Origin of the sequence: Salmonella sp. SA14318, assembly GCF_029866905.1 — a bacterium.
GTDB lineage: Bacteria > Pseudomonadota > Gammaproteobacteria > Enterobacterales > Enterobacteriaceae > Salmonella > Salmonella enterica.
Map to the genome: position 1 here is coordinate 3,885,931 of NZ_CP123282.1, position 15,619 is coordinate 3,901,549.

A 15,619-nucleotide genomic window follows, 5' to 3' on the forward strand; every position below is an offset into this window, starting at 1 on the left:
AAATATCAACAAATGAGAGGATACGATGCGTTTAACAGAGGCCTGGGCGCGTACAGGCAGAAAAAAGCCCGGATATACACCCGGGCTGAAGAAAAATACAACGGGAAAAAGATTAGCGAGTCAAATCGTCAAAGAATTTTTTCACGCCGTCAAAGAAGCTTTTTGAACGCGGGCTGTTTTTCTCTCCCGTCGGGCCGCCAAAACTTTCCTGAAGATCTTTTAGCAATTGCTTCTGTTTTTCGCTCAGACCGACCGGCGTTTCAACCACCACACGGCACAGCAAATCGCCCTGCGCGCCACCGCGTACGGACTTCACGCCTTTGCCGCGCATACGGAACAGCTTGCCCGTTTGTGTTTCGCTCGGTACTTTCAGCATCACGCGACCATCTAACGTCGGCACTTCAATTTCACCGCCCAGCGCCGCCATCGCAAAGTTGATCGGCACTTCGCAATAAAGATTATTGCCTTCACGCTCGAAAATAGGGTGTTGTTTCACCTGGACCTGAACGTACAAGTCGCCTGCCGGTGCGCCATGCTCGCCCGCTTCGCCCTCGCCTGCCAGACGAATACGATCGCCGGTATCCACGCCCGCCGGGATTTTAACGGACAGAGTTTTACTCTTTTCAACACGCCCATGACCGTGACATTTATGGCACGGATCTTTGATCAGCGTACCGCGTCCCTGACAGTGTGGGCAGGTCTGCTGTACAGCAAAGAATCCCTGGCGCATCTGTACCTGACCAGAACCATGACAGGTCGGACAGGTTTGCGGTTGCGTGCCAGCTTTCGCGCCGCTGCCGTGGCAAACGTCGCACTCCTCCAGCGTCGGAATACGGATCTCTTTGGTCACGCCACGCACCGCTTCTTCCAGGGTGAGATCCATGTTATAACGCAAATCAGCCCCACGCGCCGCACGTTGGCGACCACGCCCGCCGCCAAAGATATCGCCAAAAACGTCACCAAAGATATCACTGAAATCAGCGCCGCCATTAAAGCCGCCGCCAAATCCGCCGCCCATACCGCCTTGTTCAAACGCGGCGTGACCATACTGATCGTAGGCTGCGCGTTTTTGCGCATCGGTCAGCACTTCATAGGCTTCTTTAATCTCTTTAAATTTAGCTTCGGCCTCTTTATCACCCTGATTGCGGTCCGGATGATATTTCATGGCCAGGCGCTTATACGCCTTTTTGATTTCACGCTCTTCCGCTGTTTTGGAAACGCCTAAAATCTCGTAGTAATCTCTTTTCGCCATCTCTTTTTATCTGCCCTTAACATGCATGCACGGGCGGAGAGGAAACCTCTTCGCCCGTGCCAGTAATTACCCGTTCAAAGGGCGATTATTTTTTATCTTTTACTTCTTCAAACTCAGCGTCGACAACGTCGTCATCTTTCGCGTTGTTTGCAGAAGCGTCAGCGGAGCCAGCCTGCTGCTGCGCATGTTGCTGCTGAGCGATTTCCATCAGTTTCTGGGAAACCTGCGCCAGTTCCTGCATTTTCGCTTCGATAGCGGCTTTATCTTCGCCTTTCAGGGCAGTTTCCAGCGCGCTCAGCGCAGACTCGATAGCGGTTTTGTCATCAGCCGGCAGTTTATCGCCTGCTTCTTCAACCTGCTTACGGGTGCTGTGCAGCAGATGGTCGCCCTGGTTACGGGTCTGAACCAGCTCTTCAAACTTACGGTCGGATTCAGCGTTCGCTTCTGCATCGCGAACCATTTTCTGAATTTCTTCCTCGTTCAGACCAGAAGACGCCTTGATAGTGATCTTCTGCTCTTTGCCGCTGTTTTTATCTTTCGCGGAGACGTGCAGGATACCGTCAGCATCGATATCGAAGGTGACTTCGATCTGCGGCATACCGCGCGGCGCCGGGTTGATGCCATCCAGGTTGAACTGACCCAGAGATTTGTTATCAGACGCACGTTTACGCTCACCCTGCAGCACATGGATGGTTACCGCAGACTGGTTGTCTTCCGCAGTAGAGAACACCTGGCTGTGCTTGGTCGGGATGGTGGTGTTTTTGGTGATAAGCGGAGTCATCACGCCACCCATCGTTTCGATACCCAGAGACAGCGGGGTAACGTCCAGCAGCAGTACGTCTTTCACATCACCGGTCAATACGCCGCCCTGTACCGCTGCGCCGATAGCCACAGCTTCGTCCGGGTTAACGTCTTTACGCGGCTCTTTACCAAAGAACTCAGCAACTTTTTTCTGCACCATTGGCATACGGGTCTGACCGCCGACGAGGATCACGTCGTTGATATCAGACACGGACAGGCCAGCGTCCTGCAGTGCGACTTTCAGCGGCTCGATAGAACGGTTCACCAGATCTTCAACCAGGCTTTCCAGTTTCGCACGAGTCACTTTGATGTTCATGTGTTTCGGACCGGTAGCATCTGCGGTAATGTACGGCAGGTTCACGTCGGTCTGCTGCGCAGAAGACAGCTCGATTTTGGCTTTTTCTGCGGCTTCTTTCAGGCGCTGCATGGCCAGCGGATCGTTACGCAGGTCAATGCCCTGATCTTTCTTAAACTCGTCAACGAGGTAGTTGATCAGGCGGGTATCGAAGTCTTCACCACCCAGGTGGGTATCACCGTTGGTTGCCAGAACTTCAAAGGTTTTTTCGCCATCAACTTCGTCGATTTCGATAATAGAGATATCGAAAGTACCACCACCGAGGTCGTAAACCGCGATAGTACGGTTGCCGACTTCTTTATCCAGACCGTAAGCCAGCGCTGCGGCAGTCGGTTCGTTGATGATACGTTTAACTTCCAGCCCCGCGATACGACCAGCGTCTTTGGTAGCCTGACGCTGCGCATCGTTAAAGTAAGCCGGTACGGTGATAACCGCTTCAGTTACCGGTTCGCCCAGATAATCTTCAGCCGTTTTCTTCATTTTCTTCAGCACTTCGGCAGAAATCTGCGGCGGCGCCATTTTCTGACCTTTCACATCAAGCCATGCGTCGCCATTGTCGGCGCCGATGATTTTGTACGGCATGATAGAAACGTCACGTTGAACTTCTTCGTCCTGGAAGCGGCGGCCAATCAGGCGTTTAATCGCAAACAGGGTGTTTTGCGGGTTTGTCACTGCCTGACGTTTAGCCGGCTGACCAACCAGAGTTTCACCATCCTGGGTATAAGCAATGATAGAAGGCGTAGTGCGATCGCCCTCGGCGTTCTCCAGCACGCGTGCCTGCGTTCCATCCATAATCGCTACACAAGAGTTGGTAGTACCCAGGTCGATACCAATAATTTTACCCATCTAAACGTCTCCACTAAAAATTCGGTCATCATGTGGTTGTGAATCTGTAATAAGGGCGAAACGTGCGGTTTCAACTACCCTGAATCGTTTTTTTTCAGACTCACCACTGCGGTTGACTACAAGATGGGGTCGTAACCCACGTCATCAAGGGGGAGATGAAAAAATTTTTTAGTGACGAGAGGGCGCGATGGAAAACCAGACAGATAAATATTCATGAAATAAATTAAACAACGAATACTATTCACAGAAAAATTGTAATAAAAAGAAAAGATTACAAAACTGAATCGTTGTCATGAGCAGAGTATGATAGACGGTAATTGCTTATTGAACCCGTCAAAGAGAAATTCCATGCGATCTGTGTTAACGATTTCCGCCGGCCTGCTTTTCGGCCTGGCGTTAAGTAGCGTCGCGCACGCGAACGACCATAAAATACTGGGTGTTATTGCCATGCCCAGAAATGAAACGAACGATCTCGCGCTGAAAATTCCCGTCTGCCGCATCGTGAAGCGCATTCAACTCACGGCGGATCACGGCGACATCGAACTTAGCGGCGCATCCGTCTATTTTAAAACTGCGCGTAGCGCCAGCCAAAGCCTGAACGTCCCTTCCTCAATCAAAGAGGGCCAGACGACAGGCTGGATCAATATTAATAGCGATAACGACAACAAACGCTGCGTATCAAAGATTACCTTCTCAGGTCATACGGTAAATTCTTCCGATATGGCGAGACTTAAAGTCATTGGCGACGATTAATCGCTGTTATTTCTATTCCAAAAGCCAGACTGAAAATGAACGTCACCTATTTACACGACGAGGATTTAGACTTTCTTCAGCATTGTAGCGAAGAACAACTCGCCGATTTCGCCCGTTTGCTGACGCATAACGAAAAGGGCAAAGCTCGCTTGTCGAGCGTCCTTAGTCATAACGAGCTGTTCAAAGCGATGGAAGGTCACCCAGAGCAACACCGCCGTAACTGGCAGCTCATTGCCGGCGAGTTTCAGCATTACGGCGGCGACAGTATCGCCAACAAATTGCGCGGACACGGAAAACAGTACCGCGCGATTCTGCTGGATGTCGCAAAACGGCTAAAACTCAAAGCAGATAAAAGCATGTCGACGTTTGAAATAGAACAGCAACTACTGGAGCATTTTTTACGTCATACCTGGCAGAAGATGGACGCGGCGCATAAGCAGGAATTTCTGCAAGCCGTAGACGCCAAAGTTTCTGAACTGGAAGAACTGCTGCCGCTGCTCATGAAAGATCGCAGTCTGGCAAAAGGGGTCTCCCACCTGCTTTCCACCCAGCTTACCCGCATTTTGCGTACCCATGCCGCAATGAGCATCCTGGGCCACGGATTGCTGCGCGGCGCAGGTCTTGGCGGCCCGGTCGGCGCGGCGTTAAACGGCGTCAAAGCGATGAGCGGCAGCGCGTATCGCGTGACTATTCCGGCGGTGTTGCAAATAGCCTGCCTGCGACGAATGATGGCAGCCGTTCAGGCGTGAATGCCCTCACAGGGGGAAATATTTTCTTTTCCCCCTTATTAGATCATAGACAGTCCTCTTCCCCCTGATTATTATGCCGCGCCCCGAATACGGAACTCGTTATTCTGGGAAACTATTTCACCATTCAATTATGATGATTTTGAGGAATTATGGGCAACACTAAGTTGGCTAATCCGGCACCGCTGGGCCTGATGGGCTTCGGCATGACCACCATTCTGCTTAACCTGCACAATGCCGGTTTTTTCGCCCTGGACGGTATTATTCTGGCGATGGGGATTTTCTACGGCGGTATCGCGCAAATTTTTGCCGGTCTGCTGGAGTATAAAAAAGGCAATACCTTTGGTTTAACGGCCTTTACCTCTTACGGTTCGTTCTGGCTGACGCTGGTCGCTATCCTGCTGATGCCGAAAATGGGCCTGACGGATGCGCCTGACGCTCAGCTACTCGGCGCTTATTTAGGTCTGTGGGGCGTGTTCACGCTGTTTATGTTCTTCGGTACGCTGAAAGCCGCCCGCGCGCTGCAATTTGTTTTCCTGAGCCTGACCGTACTGTTCGCTCTGCTGGCGGTCGGCAATATCACCGGCAACGAAGCCATTATCCATATCGCAGGCTGGGTTGGTCTGGTTTGTGGCGCCAGCGCTATTTATCTGGCGATGGGTGAAGTGCTAAACGAGCAATTTGGCCGCACTATTCTGCCAATCGGCGAGGCGCACTAAATCTCTTTTATTCCTCCCGCACCGGGAGGAATAACCCTACTATCAGTATTTTCCGGTCAGGACGACATATTCTCACGTCTGGCGCTCTTCGGACGGAAAGCGGCAACCACTTCCGGCGCGGTTTCGACATACGGCCCGTCAAGCAGCTGTATGCAATACGGCACGCTCGCAAAAATGCCCGGCACGCTAACGCTGCCATCATCCGCTTTTACGCCTTCCAGCGTTTCTTTGATCGATTTTGGCTGTCCAGGCAGATTAAGAATTAACGCCTGTTTACGGATAACGCCCACCTGGCGGGAAAGAATGGCGGTCGGCACAAAGCGCAGGCTGATCTGGCGCATCTGTTCGCCAAAACCTGGCATTTCACGGTCGGCGATGGCAAGGGTCGCGTCCGGCGTGACGTCGCGACGCGCCGGACCGGTACCGCCAGTGGTCAGCACCAGATGACAGCTCATCTCATCAACCAGTTCACACAACGTTTGCTCGATAATTTCCTGTTCATCAGGAATTAAGCGCCGCTGGACCTCGAAAGGCGTGGTCAGCGCAGAAGCGAGCCACTCCTCAAGCGCAGGAATGCCTTTATCCTGGTAAACGCCGCTTGAAGCGCGGTCGGAGATAGAAACTAAGCCAATACGTAAGGTATCCATGATTATTCCGTTTAAACAGTCTCGTTAAACAGAATGATACACTGCGAAGGGAAGGACAGACAGGTTTCAGAAGAGGTAGCGTGACCCATATCAGGGCCACGCGTTAATGATTACAGCAGATCGCCGATCATTTTTTCCAGTTTTTCCTGGTCTACCGCAAACTTACGGATACCATCCGCCAGTTTGTCCACCGCCATGGGGTCCTGGTGATGCTGCCACAGGAACTCGGCTTCGGTAATGCGTTCCGGGCGCGCTTTGACTTCGCCGGAGAAAGAGAGCTTACGCTCAATCGCCCCTTCGCTTTCCGCCAGTTCTTTCAGCAATGCCGGTGCGATAGTCAGACGGTCGCAGCCCGCCAGCTCCAGAATTTCGCCTACGTTACGGAAGCTTGCGCCCATAACGACGGTTTCGTAACCATGCTGTTTGTAGTACTCGTAGATTTCCGTTACGGAAACCACGCCCGGATCTTCAGCTGGCGCATAGTCTTTCTTGTCGGTATTGGCTTTATACCAGTCAAGAATACGACCTACGAACGGCGAGATCAGGTAGACGCCCGCTTCGGCGCACGCACGCGCCTGCGCGAAGGAGAACAGCAGCGTCAGGTTACAGTTGATGCCTTCTTTTTCCAGCTGTTCGGCTGCGCGAATGCCCTGCCAGGTGGACGCCAGCTTGATCAGGATACGATCGTTGCTGATCCCCGCATCATTGTAGAGTTTAATGATACGTTTTGCTTTGGCGATAGACGCTTCAGTGTCATAAGACAGACGCGCGTCAACTTCGGTAGAAATACGCCCCGGCACCAGCTTCAGGATTTCCAGGCCAATATTCACCGCCAGCTTATCGGTCGCGTCAACAACCTGCTGCGCGCGGTCGCTGCTCTGCTGTTTCGCCCAGGCGACAGCATCGTCAATCAGCTTACGATATTCCGGGATTTGCGCTGCGTTAAGAATGAGAGAAGGGTTAGTTGTAGCATCCTGCGGCTGGTACAGCTTCATTGCCGCGATATCTCCGGTATCAGCCACTACGGTGGTGAACTGACGAAGGGAGGTCAATTTGTCCGTCATGATAGAGTTTCTCTTTAAACAGCTTGTTAGGGGATGTAACCGGTCTACCCTGATGATAACACGACGCACTCACAGCGCAACCGCCTACATGCACCTGGCTGCCCTTGTGCACTGTTTGCGTATCTGCCGACGGTTGATGCGCAATTAAAGGATACCGCCGTATTTATGGTAAACTGCCGTTAATATTAGTCTGACAAGGTCATCTACATCATGGGTCACGCTTATACAGGATCATCAAAGCGTGCCGGCATCAACAAGAGGGACGTTAATGCCTGAGTTTTTCAGTTTTATTAACGAAATACTCTGGGGCTCGGTAATGATTTACCTGCTGCTCGGCGCAGGATGTTGGTTTACCTGGCGTACCGGATTCATTCAATTTCGTTATATTCGCCAATTTAGCCGCAGTCTGAAAGGCAGCCTTAGCCCGCAGCCAGGCGGCCTGACGTCATTTCAGGCGCTGTGTACCAGCCTCGCGGCGCGGATTGGCAGCGGTAATCTGGCCGGCGTGGCGCTGGCTATCGCCGCAGGCGGTCCCGGCGCGGTATTCTGGATGTGGGTCTCGGCCATCATTGGCATGGCGACCTCCTTCGCCGAGTGTTCGCTTGCCCAGCTTTATAAAGAACGTGACCCGACAGGCCAGTTCCGCGGCGGCCCGGCGTGGTATATGGCGCGCGGGCTGGGAATGCGCTGGATGGGCGTGGTTTTCGCCCTCTTTCTGCTCGTCGCCTACGGGTTGATTTTTAATAGCGTGCAGGCGAATGCCGTCTCACGCGCGCTCCATTTCGCCTTCAACATTCCGCCGCTTATCTCCGGCATTGCTCTGGCGTTCTGTGCCCTGTTAATTATCATTCGCGGCATAAAAGGCGTCGCCCGCCTGATGCAATGGCTGATTCCCCTCATCGCGTTATTGTGGGTCGCCGGCAGCGTGTTCATTTGCCTCTGGCATATTGAGCAAATGCCTGGCGTTATCGCCTCGATAGTCAAAAGCGCATTTGGCTGGCAGGAAGCCGCGGCAGGCGCAGCCGGATATACGCTCACTCAGGCTATTACCAGCGGTTTTCAGCGTGGGATGTTCTCTAATGAAGCGGGAATGGGGTCAACGCCTAATGCGGCCGCAGCGGCAACGTCGTATCCCCCTCACCCTGTCGCGCAGGGGATTGTGCAAATGATTGGCGTATTCAGCGACACCATTATCATCTGTACCGCCAGCGCGATGATTATCCTGCTGGCGGGGAATCACGCGTCCCACTCGTCAACAGAAGGCATTCAGCTTCTCCAACATGCAATGGTTTCGTTGACCGGTGAATGGGGCGCCAGTTTTGTCGCGCTTATCGTCATTCTGTTCGCGTTCAGTTCTATCGTCGCCAACTATATTTACGCCGAAAACAATCTGTTTTTTCTGCGGTTACATAACGCAAAGGCTATCTGGCTATTACGCCTTGCGACGCTTGGCATGGTTATCGCCGGTACGCTTATCAGTTTTCCGCTGATATGGCAGCTCGCTGACATGATCATGGCCTGTATGGCCATTACCAATCTGACGGCGATTTTGTTGCTCTCACCGGTGGTGTATACCCTCGCCGGCGATTATCTGCGACAACGGAAACTGGGCGTAAGACCGCAGTTCGATCCGCGGCGCTTCCCGGATATCGAACCACAACTGGCGCCAGATACCTGGGATGCGGCATCGCGCGATTAAGCCGACAATCACAACCATCGGTCAACTCTGCGGCGTTTTTTTGCTAAAGTCGCAGAAAATTCCCTGCAAGGACTGGATATGCTGATTCTGATTTCACCTGCAAAAACGCTTGATTATCAAAGCCCGCTGGCCACGACCCGCTATACCCAGCCGGAGCTGTTGGATCACAGCCAGCAGCTTATTCAACAGGCCCGCCAGCTTTCGGCGCCGCAAATTTCCAGGCTGATGGGAATTAGCGACAAACTGGCGGATCTCAACGCCACGCGTTTTCATGACTGGCAGCCTCATTTTACGCCGGATAATGCACGCCAGGCGATTCTGGCGTTCAAAGGCGATGTTTATACCGGTCTACAGGCGGAAACGTTCAACGACGCGGATTTTGATTTTGCTCAACAACATCTGCGTATGCTCTCTGGCTTGTATGGCGTATTGCGCCCGCTGGATTTAATGCAGCCTTATCGTCTGGAGATGGGGATTCGCCTGGAGAATCCGCGCGGCAAAGATCTTTATCAATTCTGGGGCGATATCATTACCGATAAGCTCAACGAAGCGCTTGAGGCGCAGGGCGATCGGGTGGTGGTGAATCTGGCCTCTGAGGAATATTTTAAATCGGTGAAGCCGAAGAAACTGAATGCCGAACTGATTAAGCCCGTGTTCCTTGATGAGAAAAACGGCAAGTTTAAGGTGGTAAGCTTCTACGCCAAAAAAGCGCGCGGACTGATGAGCCGTTTTATTATTGAAAACCGCTTAACGAAGCCGGAACAGCTCACCGCGTTTGACCGTGAAGGGTATTTCTTTGATGAAGAAACCTCCACACAAGACGAGCTGGTCTTTAAACGCTACGAGCAGTAACGGCATCGCCGGATGGCGGTTACGCCTTATCCGGCCTACAAATCGACACCACCCCATAGGCCCGGTAAGCGACAGCGCCACCGGGCCTATGGTTATTGGCGGGTCATCATCAGCTTACGCAGGGCGGCAAAATCCGCAGGCAGATGATGTGAAAGCAGCGGCAGGTCGGCGCGTTCGGCGAGCGCTTCAGGCAAGGCCAGAGTTTCTCCCAGAATGGACTCCACGCTTTCTTTAAACTTCGCCGGATGCGCCGTTCCGAGAAACAAGCCATACTCGCCAGGGTTTAACTGGTCGCGTAATGCCCGATACGCTACCGCCGCATGAGGTTCCGAGATATAACCTTTCGCTTTCAGCTCGCGCATCGTCTGTTGTGTCGTAGTATCATCCACCGCCGCATAGCCCAGCTCAGTCAGGCGCCAGATTTTACGGCGGAATAGCTCCTCCACGCGCGGCCAGTTATTCGGCTGGCTGACATCCATCGCATTCGACAGGGTCGCCTGCGTCGCTTTCGGCGCCCACTTTCCGTCATGCAGAAAACGCGGCACCGTGTCGTTGACGTTGGTGGCGGCGATAAAACGTTTCACCGGTAGGCCTAACGACTTCGCCAGCAGCCCTGCCGTCAAATCGCCAAAGTTGCCGCTGGGGACGGAGATCACCAGTTGGTTACGCGCCCCCTGCGGCAGTTGCGCCACGGCTTCAAAGTAGTAGCAAATTTGCGCCAACAGGCGGCTGATATTAATCGAATTAGCCGAATTCAGCCCCAGCGCCGTTTTCAGTTCTTCGTCATCAAATGCCTGTTTCACCAGCGCCTGGCAAGCGTCGAAATCGCCGTCGATCGCCACGGTTTCAATGTTGCCGCCCAGCGTACAGAACAGTTTTTCCTGCAACGGACTGATTTTACCGCGCGGGTAGAGAATGACGACCCGCACATTTTCCAGGCCATAGAACGCGTGAGCCACCGCCGCGCCGGTATCGCCTGACGTTGCGGTCAGAATCGTCACCGGTTTGTCGCCGCTGATATGCGTCAGCATTTGCGCCATAAAACGCCCGCCGAAGTCTTTAAAGGCCAGCGTCGGACCATGGAACAGCTCCAGGCAGCCGACATCGCTTTCTACCTGCGCTACCGGCGCCGGGAACGCAAACGCCGCGCGGACGCGCTCCTCCAGAATTTGCTGCGGTATTTCATCGCCAATAAATGCCGAGAGGATCTTTGCGCTACGGCTGACAAAGTCCTGGTTGAGCATCTCATCAATTTCCGTCAGGCTAAACTCCGGCAGTTCGTGCGGAAAAAAAAGTCCCTGCTGTTTGCCCAGTCCTTGCGTGACGGCCTGCGCAAAGCTGACCTGCTCATTATGGTCTTTCAGATTATAGAGTTTCATTGATTATCCCACTACTCGTGCGCCCGCCGTATCCAGCCGGCAAATATGAACGAAGCCTTCCTGATTTTGCAGATAATGTTTGCTCAGCCAGTCCGCGACGCGCTGCGCCGTCTCCGGTTTATCGCATAGCGCAAACAGCGTCGGCCCCGATCCGGAAATCCCGCTCGCCAGCGCGCCGATCTCCGATACCGCCTGCCGCGCCTGGCTAAAGCCCGGCAGTAAACGCGCGCGGTATGGTTCGGCAATAACATCTTTCATCAGCGCGGCGGCAAGCTGCGGCTGCCGCGAGTAACAGGCGTGAATAAAACCGGCCAGATGCCGTCCATGCGCAATGCAATCCTGACGGCGATACTGCGCAGGCAAAATGGCCCGTGCTTCTGCGGTGGAAACTTTAATGCCCGGATAAGCCAGTACCCATAGCCACTCATCAAAGCCCGGCACCTGCTGACTAATAATGCCGTTTTCTTCAATCATCAACTGCATACCGCCAAGAAAGCACGGCGCGACGTTATCGTAATGGATGCTGCCGGAGATACGGCCTTCCAGCTCGCCCATCAGCGCCAACAGACGCGTGTCGTTTAACGGTTTGCCGCAGTGCTCATTCATCGCGACCAGCGCGGCGACGACGGAACAGGCGCTGGACCCTAACCCGGAACCAATCGGCATATTTTTTTCCAGCGTCATCGCCACCGGGATGGTTTTCCCCAATGCCTGGCAAAAACGTTCCCAGCACTGATAAACAATATTTTCACGCGGCTCCGGCGGCAGTTTATCGGCAAATCGCCCCAGGTTATGCAGACGGAAATGGTCCGCTGCTTCAACGGATACCACATCGCCCAGCAACGTGCCGTCAACGGGTGTGACGGCTGCGCCCAACACGTCGAAACCGACGCTCATGTTCGCGCTGGAAGCCGGGGCATACACTTTCACCATGTTAAACTCCTAACTTCCATGAGAGGGTCCGTAACAGATCGGCAAACACGCCCGCCGCCGTCACATCATTGCCTGCGCCGTAGCCGCGCAGCACCAACGGCAAGGGCTGATAATAGTGGCTGTAGAACGCCAGCGCGTTTTCACCGTTTTTCACTTTGAAGAGCGGATCGTTACCATCAACTTCGGCAATCTTCACGCGGCACACGCCATCCTCTTCGATATTGCCCACATAGCGCAATACCTTACCTTCATCACGAGCTTTTGCCACACGGGCGGCAAACGCGTCGTCAAGCTGCGGCAGATGCGCCATAAAGGCGGTCACATCGCCGGAGGCGTCAAACTCGTCCGGCAACACCGGTTCAATCACAATATCGGAAAGCTCCAGCTCGCGGCCCGTCTCGCGGGCGAGGATCAACAGTTTCCGCGCCACATCCATACCGGAAAGATCGTCGCGCGGATCGGGTTCGGTATAGCCCATCTCGCGCGCCAGCGCGGTCGCCTGTGAGAGACTCATCCCCTCTTCCAGTTTACCGAAAATAAAAGAGAGCGACCCGGAAAGAATGCCGGAAAATTTTTGCAGTTCATCACCCGCATTCAGCAGGTTTTGCAGGTTTTCGATTACCGGCAAACCGGCGCCGACGTTGGTGTCATACAAGAATTTGCGCCGTGATTGTGCGGCGGCGAAACGTAGCTGATGGTAGTAGTCCATCGACGAGGTGTTCGCTTTCTTGTTCGGCGTCACCACATGGAACCCTTCACGCAGGAAGTCGGCATACTGGTCGGCCACCGCCTGACTGGAGGTACAATCAACAATCACCGGATTGAGTAGATGATATTCTTTCACCAGGCGAATTAAGCGTCCCAGATTGAACGGCGCGTTCGCTTGCGCCAGTTCCGCCTGCCAGTTGTCCAGATTCAGGCCATGCACATTGGTTAGCAACGCCTTTGAGTTCGCCACGCCGCACACGCGTAGATCGATGTGCTTGTTCTTCAGCCAGGTTTGCTGACGTTTAAGCTGTTCCAGTAGCGCGCCGCCGACGCCGCCGACGCCAATGACAAACACTTCAATCACCTGATCGGTATTGAACAGCATCTGGTGCGTTACCCGCACGCCGGTGGTGGCATCGTCGTTATTCACCACCACAGAAATGGAACGCTCAGAAGATCCCTGAGCGATCGCCACGATATTGATATTAGCCCGCGCCAGCGCGGCGAAGAATTTCGCTGAAATGCCGCGTAGCGTGCGCATACCGTCGCCGACAACAGAGATAATCGCCAACCGCTCCGTAACCGCCAGCGGCTCCAGCAGCCCCTCTTTCAGCTCCAGATAGAACTCATCCTGCATCGCACGGCGGGCACGCGCGCAGTCACTCTGCGGCACACAGAAGCTGATGCTGTACTCAGAGGAGGACTGGGTAATGAGCACCACCGAGATCCCGGCGCGAGACATGGCGGCGAAAACACGCGCCGCCATCCCAATCATCCCTTTCATTCCAGGGCCGGAGACGCTAAACATCGCCATGTTGTTAAGGTTAGAGATCCCTTTGACCGGCAGATTATCATCGTCGCTGGACGCGCCGATCAGCGTTCCTGGTGCCTGCGGATTGCCGGTATTTTTAATCAGACAGGGGATCTGGAACTGGGCGATAGGCGTTATGGTGCGAGGGTGAAGGACTTTGGCGCCGAAGTAAGAGAGTTCCATCGCTTCCTGGTAGGACATCGATTTCAGCAGCCTGGCGTCCGGCACCTGGCGCGGGTCACAGGTATACACGCCATCGACGTCAGTCCAGATTTCACAGCAGTCAGCGCGTAAACAGGCGGCCAGCACGGCGGCGGAATAGTCGGAACCATTACGGCCCAGCACCACCAGTTCACCCTTTTCATTACCGGCGGTAAAGCCCGCCATCAGGATCATGTGATCGGCCGGGATCTGGCTGGCGGCGATACGGCGAGTCGATTCCGCGATATCGACGGTAGATTCAAGGTAATGGCCCACCGCCAGCAATTTTTCTACCGGATCGATCACCGTGACGCGATGTCCACGCGCCTCCAGGAGTCCCGCCATAATCGCGATCGACATTTTTTCGCCACGGCAAATCAGCGCGGCGTTGATGCTATCCGGGCACTGACCCAGCAGGCTGATACCATGCAAAACATGTTTGATCTGAGCGAATTCTTGTTCGACAACCATTTTCAACCGTGCAAGCGGGAATCCCGGCTGCGCGCTGGCAAGTCCTGCGAGCAGGTCGGAAAAAATACGTTCGGCATCGCTGATATTCGGCAAAGCATCCTGGCCGCCGATAGTTTTTTCAATCATCGCCACCAGATGGTTGGTAATTTTCGCGGGGGCGGAAAGTACGGTCGCTACCTGCCCTTGCCTGGCATTGCTTTCCAGAATATCGGCAACACGCAGAAAACGTTCTGCATTTGCCACTGATGTACCGCCGAACTTCAACACTCGCATGGTTGTTACCTCGTGATCTCTGGTCGAAAAAAAAGCCCGCACTGTTCAGGTGCGGGCTTTTTTCTGTGTTTCCTGTACGCGTCAGCCCGCACCGTTACCTGTGGTAATGGTGATGGTGGTAATGGTGGTGGTGCTGATGCGGTTCATGGATGTTGTGTACTCTGTCATTTTTATTTGTCTGTCTTGTATTCCTATATTGGTTAAAGTATCTGCCCGCCTAAGTCAATAAATTTTTAAATTGATCACATTCCGAAACTTGTTCATGTGCTGCTGGCGATATATTTATTTTCAACCAATTCCCCCTGTTATGATCTCTTGCAACCAGACGTAATCTCTTATTATTTTAAAAATTACAGCACGTTATTTTGTTAGTTTTTTTTCAATATCATGGACCAAACGGTGCAACATTACCGTATCTCGCTGTCCCAGCAGGCCGATTCGCTGTTGTAGCCAGTCGGTTAATTTGTGGTCATCGGCCGCCTCCAGAGTCGTTAGCAGGCGTAAAAGGCGCGCGCGTAACGCCTGTAACTGCGATTCATCAGCAATATCAACGGATTCAGTGGTCTGTTGCATTAAACCTGCTAATTGATAGCAATACACCATGACCGCCTGACCCAGATTGAGCGAAGGGTAATCCGCCACCATCGGCACGCCGGTCAATACATCCGCCAGCGCCAGCTCGTCATTGGTCAAACCGGAATCCTCACGGCCAAAAACCAGCGCGGCATGACGCATCCAGCGTGATTTTTCCTGTAATAAGGGAACCAGTTCAGCGGGCGAAGCGTAGTAATGAAATTTTGCCCGGCTGCGGGCTGTCGTCGCTACGGTAAAATCCACATCGTGGAGCGCGTCGACAAGGGTGTGGAAAACCTCAATATTATCAATAATATCTCCAGATCCATGTGCGACCCAACGGGTGGCGGGCTCCAGGTGCGCCTGGCTGTCGACAATACGCAGGTCAGTAAATCCCATGGTCTTCATAGCCCGGGCGGCTGCGCCGATATTTTCCGCTCTGGCGGGAGCGACAAGAACGATTGTTACACGCATTTCATTACTCTTTTTGACTAATTTACAGGAAATTAGCTGGCGTTTGTAAGCATATTACGCTT

14 protein-coding genes and 1 other annotated feature are annotated in these 15,619 nt (G+C 53.5%); of the genes, 5 read left to right on the forward strand and 9 right to left on the reverse strand.

Features of this window, described 5'->3' with window-relative positions; all coding sequences use genetic code 11:
* Positions 1 to 112: 112 nt before the first annotated feature.
* Both dnaJ and dnaK read right to left on the reverse strand, forming a co-directional pair.
* A complete protein-coding gene (dnaJ, locus tag QEN32_RS18550) occupies positions 113 to 1,252 on the reverse strand; it encodes a molecular chaperone DnaJ (protein ID WP_001119009.1) in 1,140 nt (379 codons plus the stop codon).
* 85 nt (positions 1,253 to 1,337) lie between these two features.
* On the reverse strand, positions 1,338 to 3,254 hold the full coding sequence (gene dnaK, locus QEN32_RS18555; RefSeq protein WP_000516126.1) for a molecular chaperone DnaK: 1,917 nt from the start codon (positions 3,252 to 3,254) through the stop codon (positions 1,338 to 1,340).
* 348 nt (positions 3,255 to 3,602) lie between these two features.
* On the opposite strand from dnaK, the gene QEN32_RS18560 reads away from it, so the two are divergent.
* The 3 genes from QEN32_RS18560 to satP all read left to right on the forward strand — a co-directional run bounded on the left by QEN32_RS18560 (position 3,603) and on the right by satP (position 5,472).
* Positions 3,603 to 4,007, forward strand: a complete 405-nt coding sequence (locus QEN32_RS18560; protein ID WP_001258084.1) for a DUF2541 family protein — start codon at positions 3,603 to 3,605, stop codon at positions 4,005 to 4,007.
* 35 nt (positions 4,008 to 4,042) lie between these two features.
* A complete protein-coding gene (gene msyB / locus QEN32_RS18565) occupies positions 4,043 to 4,756 on the forward strand; it encodes an acidic protein MsyB (RefSeq protein ID WP_001103477.1) in 714 nt (237 codons plus the stop codon).
* 149 nt (positions 4,757 to 4,905) lie between these two features.
* A complete protein-coding gene (satP, locus tag QEN32_RS18570; protein WP_000528525.1) occupies positions 4,906 to 5,472 on the forward strand; it encodes an acetate uptake transporter in 567 nt (188 codons plus the stop codon).
* Between the two features lie 56 nt (positions 5,473 to 5,528).
* On the opposite strand, the gene mog is transcribed toward satP, so the two are convergent.
* Complete coding sequence (gene mog / locus QEN32_RS18575; RefSeq protein ID WP_000380373.1) at positions 5,529 to 6,119, reverse strand: molybdopterin adenylyltransferase; 591 nt, start codon at positions 6,117 to 6,119, stop codon at positions 5,529 to 5,531.
* A 110-nt stretch (positions 6,120 to 6,229) separates the two neighbouring features.
* Positions 6,230 to 7,183, reverse strand: coding sequence for a transaldolase (gene tal, locus QEN32_RS18580; RefSeq protein WP_000130175.1), 954 nt, complete (start codon positions 7,181 to 7,183; stop codon positions 6,230 to 6,232).
* A gap of 268 nt (positions 7,184 to 7,451) precedes the next feature.
* Here tal and QEN32_RS18585 point away from each other — a divergent pair, with 268 nt between their 5' ends.
* Both QEN32_RS18585 and yaaA read left to right on the forward strand, forming a co-directional pair.
* A complete protein-coding gene (locus QEN32_RS18585) occupies positions 7,452 to 8,882 on the forward strand; it encodes a sodium:alanine symporter family protein (protein ID WP_001113816.1) in 1,431 nt (476 codons plus the stop codon).
* A 78-nt stretch (positions 8,883 to 8,960) separates the two neighbouring features.
* Positions 8,961 to 9,734, forward strand: a complete 774-nt coding sequence (gene yaaA, locus QEN32_RS18590; RefSeq protein WP_000906175.1) for a peroxide stress protein YaaA — start codon at positions 8,961 to 8,963, stop codon at positions 9,732 to 9,734.
* 92 nt (positions 9,735 to 9,826) lie between these two features.
* Here yaaA and thrC read toward each other — a convergent pair whose 3' ends face one another.
* The 5 genes from thrC to QEN32_RS18615 all read right to left on the reverse strand — a co-directional run bounded on the left by thrC (position 9,827) and on the right by QEN32_RS18615 (position 15,557).
* Positions 9,827 to 11,113 (reverse strand): threonine synthase, encoded by a 1,287-nt coding sequence (thrC, locus tag QEN32_RS18595; RefSeq protein ID WP_000781110.1) that lies wholly within the window; start codon positions 11,111 to 11,113, stop codon positions 9,827 to 9,829.
* Between the two features lie 3 nt (positions 11,114 to 11,116).
* Positions 11,117 to 12,046: a homoserine kinase gene (gene thrB / locus QEN32_RS18600; protein ID WP_000241685.1), complete on the reverse strand. Its 930-nt coding sequence runs from the start codon at positions 12,044 to 12,046 to the stop codon at positions 11,117 to 11,119.
* 1 nt (position 12,047) lies between these two features.
* Entirely contained in the window at positions 12,048 to 14,510 is a 2,463-nt protein-coding gene (gene thrA / locus QEN32_RS18605) for a bifunctional aspartate kinase/homoserine dehydrogenase I (RefSeq protein ID WP_001264677.1), read from the reverse strand.
* A 25-nt stretch (positions 14,511 to 14,535) separates the two neighbouring features.
* Positions 14,536 to 14,656: a sequence feature (Thr leader region), on the reverse strand.
* Positions 14,592 to 14,657, reverse strand: a complete 66-nt coding sequence (thrL, locus tag QEN32_RS18610; RefSeq protein WP_001575544.1) for a thr operon leader peptide — start codon at positions 14,655 to 14,657, stop codon at positions 14,592 to 14,594. It overlaps the preceding feature by 65 nt.
* 213 nt (positions 14,658 to 14,870) lie before the next feature.
* The gene (locus QEN32_RS18615) at positions 14,871 to 15,557 is read right to left on the reverse strand and encodes a tRNA/rRNA methyltransferase (protein WP_023232159.1); all 687 of its coding nucleotides are present in this window, start codon (positions 15,555 to 15,557) and stop codon (positions 14,871 to 14,873) included.
* Positions 15,558 to 15,619: the final 62 nt, after the last annotated feature.

Bases quoted from the DNA above. Each gene is read 5' to 3' on its own strand.
- dnaJ (WP_001119009.1), bottom strand. From the start codon at position 1,252: ATGGCGAAAAGAGATTACTACGAGATTTTAGGCGTTTCCAAAACAGCG.
- dnaK (WP_000516126.1), bottom strand. From the start codon at position 3,254: ATGGGTAAAATTATTGGTATCGACCTGGGTACTACCAACTCTTGTGTA.
- QEN32_RS18560 (WP_001258084.1), top strand. From the start codon at position 3,603: ATGCGATCTGTGTTAACGATTTCCGCCGGCCTGCTTTTCGGCCTGGCG.
- msyB (WP_001103477.1), top strand. From the start codon at position 4,043: ATGAACGTCACCTATTTACACGACGAGGATTTAGACTTTCTTCAGCAT.
- satP (WP_000528525.1), top strand. From the start codon at position 4,906: ATGGGCAACACTAAGTTGGCTAATCCGGCACCGCTGGGCCTGATGGGC.
- mog (WP_000380373.1), bottom strand. From the start codon at position 6,119: ATGGATACCTTACGTATTGGCTTAGTTTCTATCTCCGACCGCGCTTCA.
- tal (WP_000130175.1), bottom strand. From the start codon at position 7,183: ATGACGGACAAATTGACCTCCCTTCGTCAGTTCACCACCGTAGTGGCT.
- QEN32_RS18585 (WP_001113816.1), top strand. From the start codon at position 7,452: ATGCCTGAGTTTTTCAGTTTTATTAACGAAATACTCTGGGGCTCGGTA.
- yaaA (WP_000906175.1), top strand. From the start codon at position 8,961: ATGCTGATTCTGATTTCACCTGCAAAAACGCTTGATTATCAAAGCCCG.
- thrC (WP_000781110.1), bottom strand. From the start codon at position 11,113: ATGAAACTCTATAATCTGAAAGACCATAATGAGCAGGTCAGCTTTGCG.
- thrB (WP_000241685.1), bottom strand. From the start codon at position 12,046: ATGGTGAAAGTGTATGCCCCGGCTTCCAGCGCGAACATGAGCGTCGGT.
- thrA (WP_001264677.1), bottom strand. From the start codon at position 14,510: ATGCGAGTGTTGAAGTTCGGCGGTACATCAGTGGCAAATGCAGAACGT.
- QEN32_RS18615 (WP_023232159.1), bottom strand. From the start codon at position 15,557: ATGCGTGTAACAATCGTTCTTGTCGCTCCCGCCAGAGCGGAAAATATC.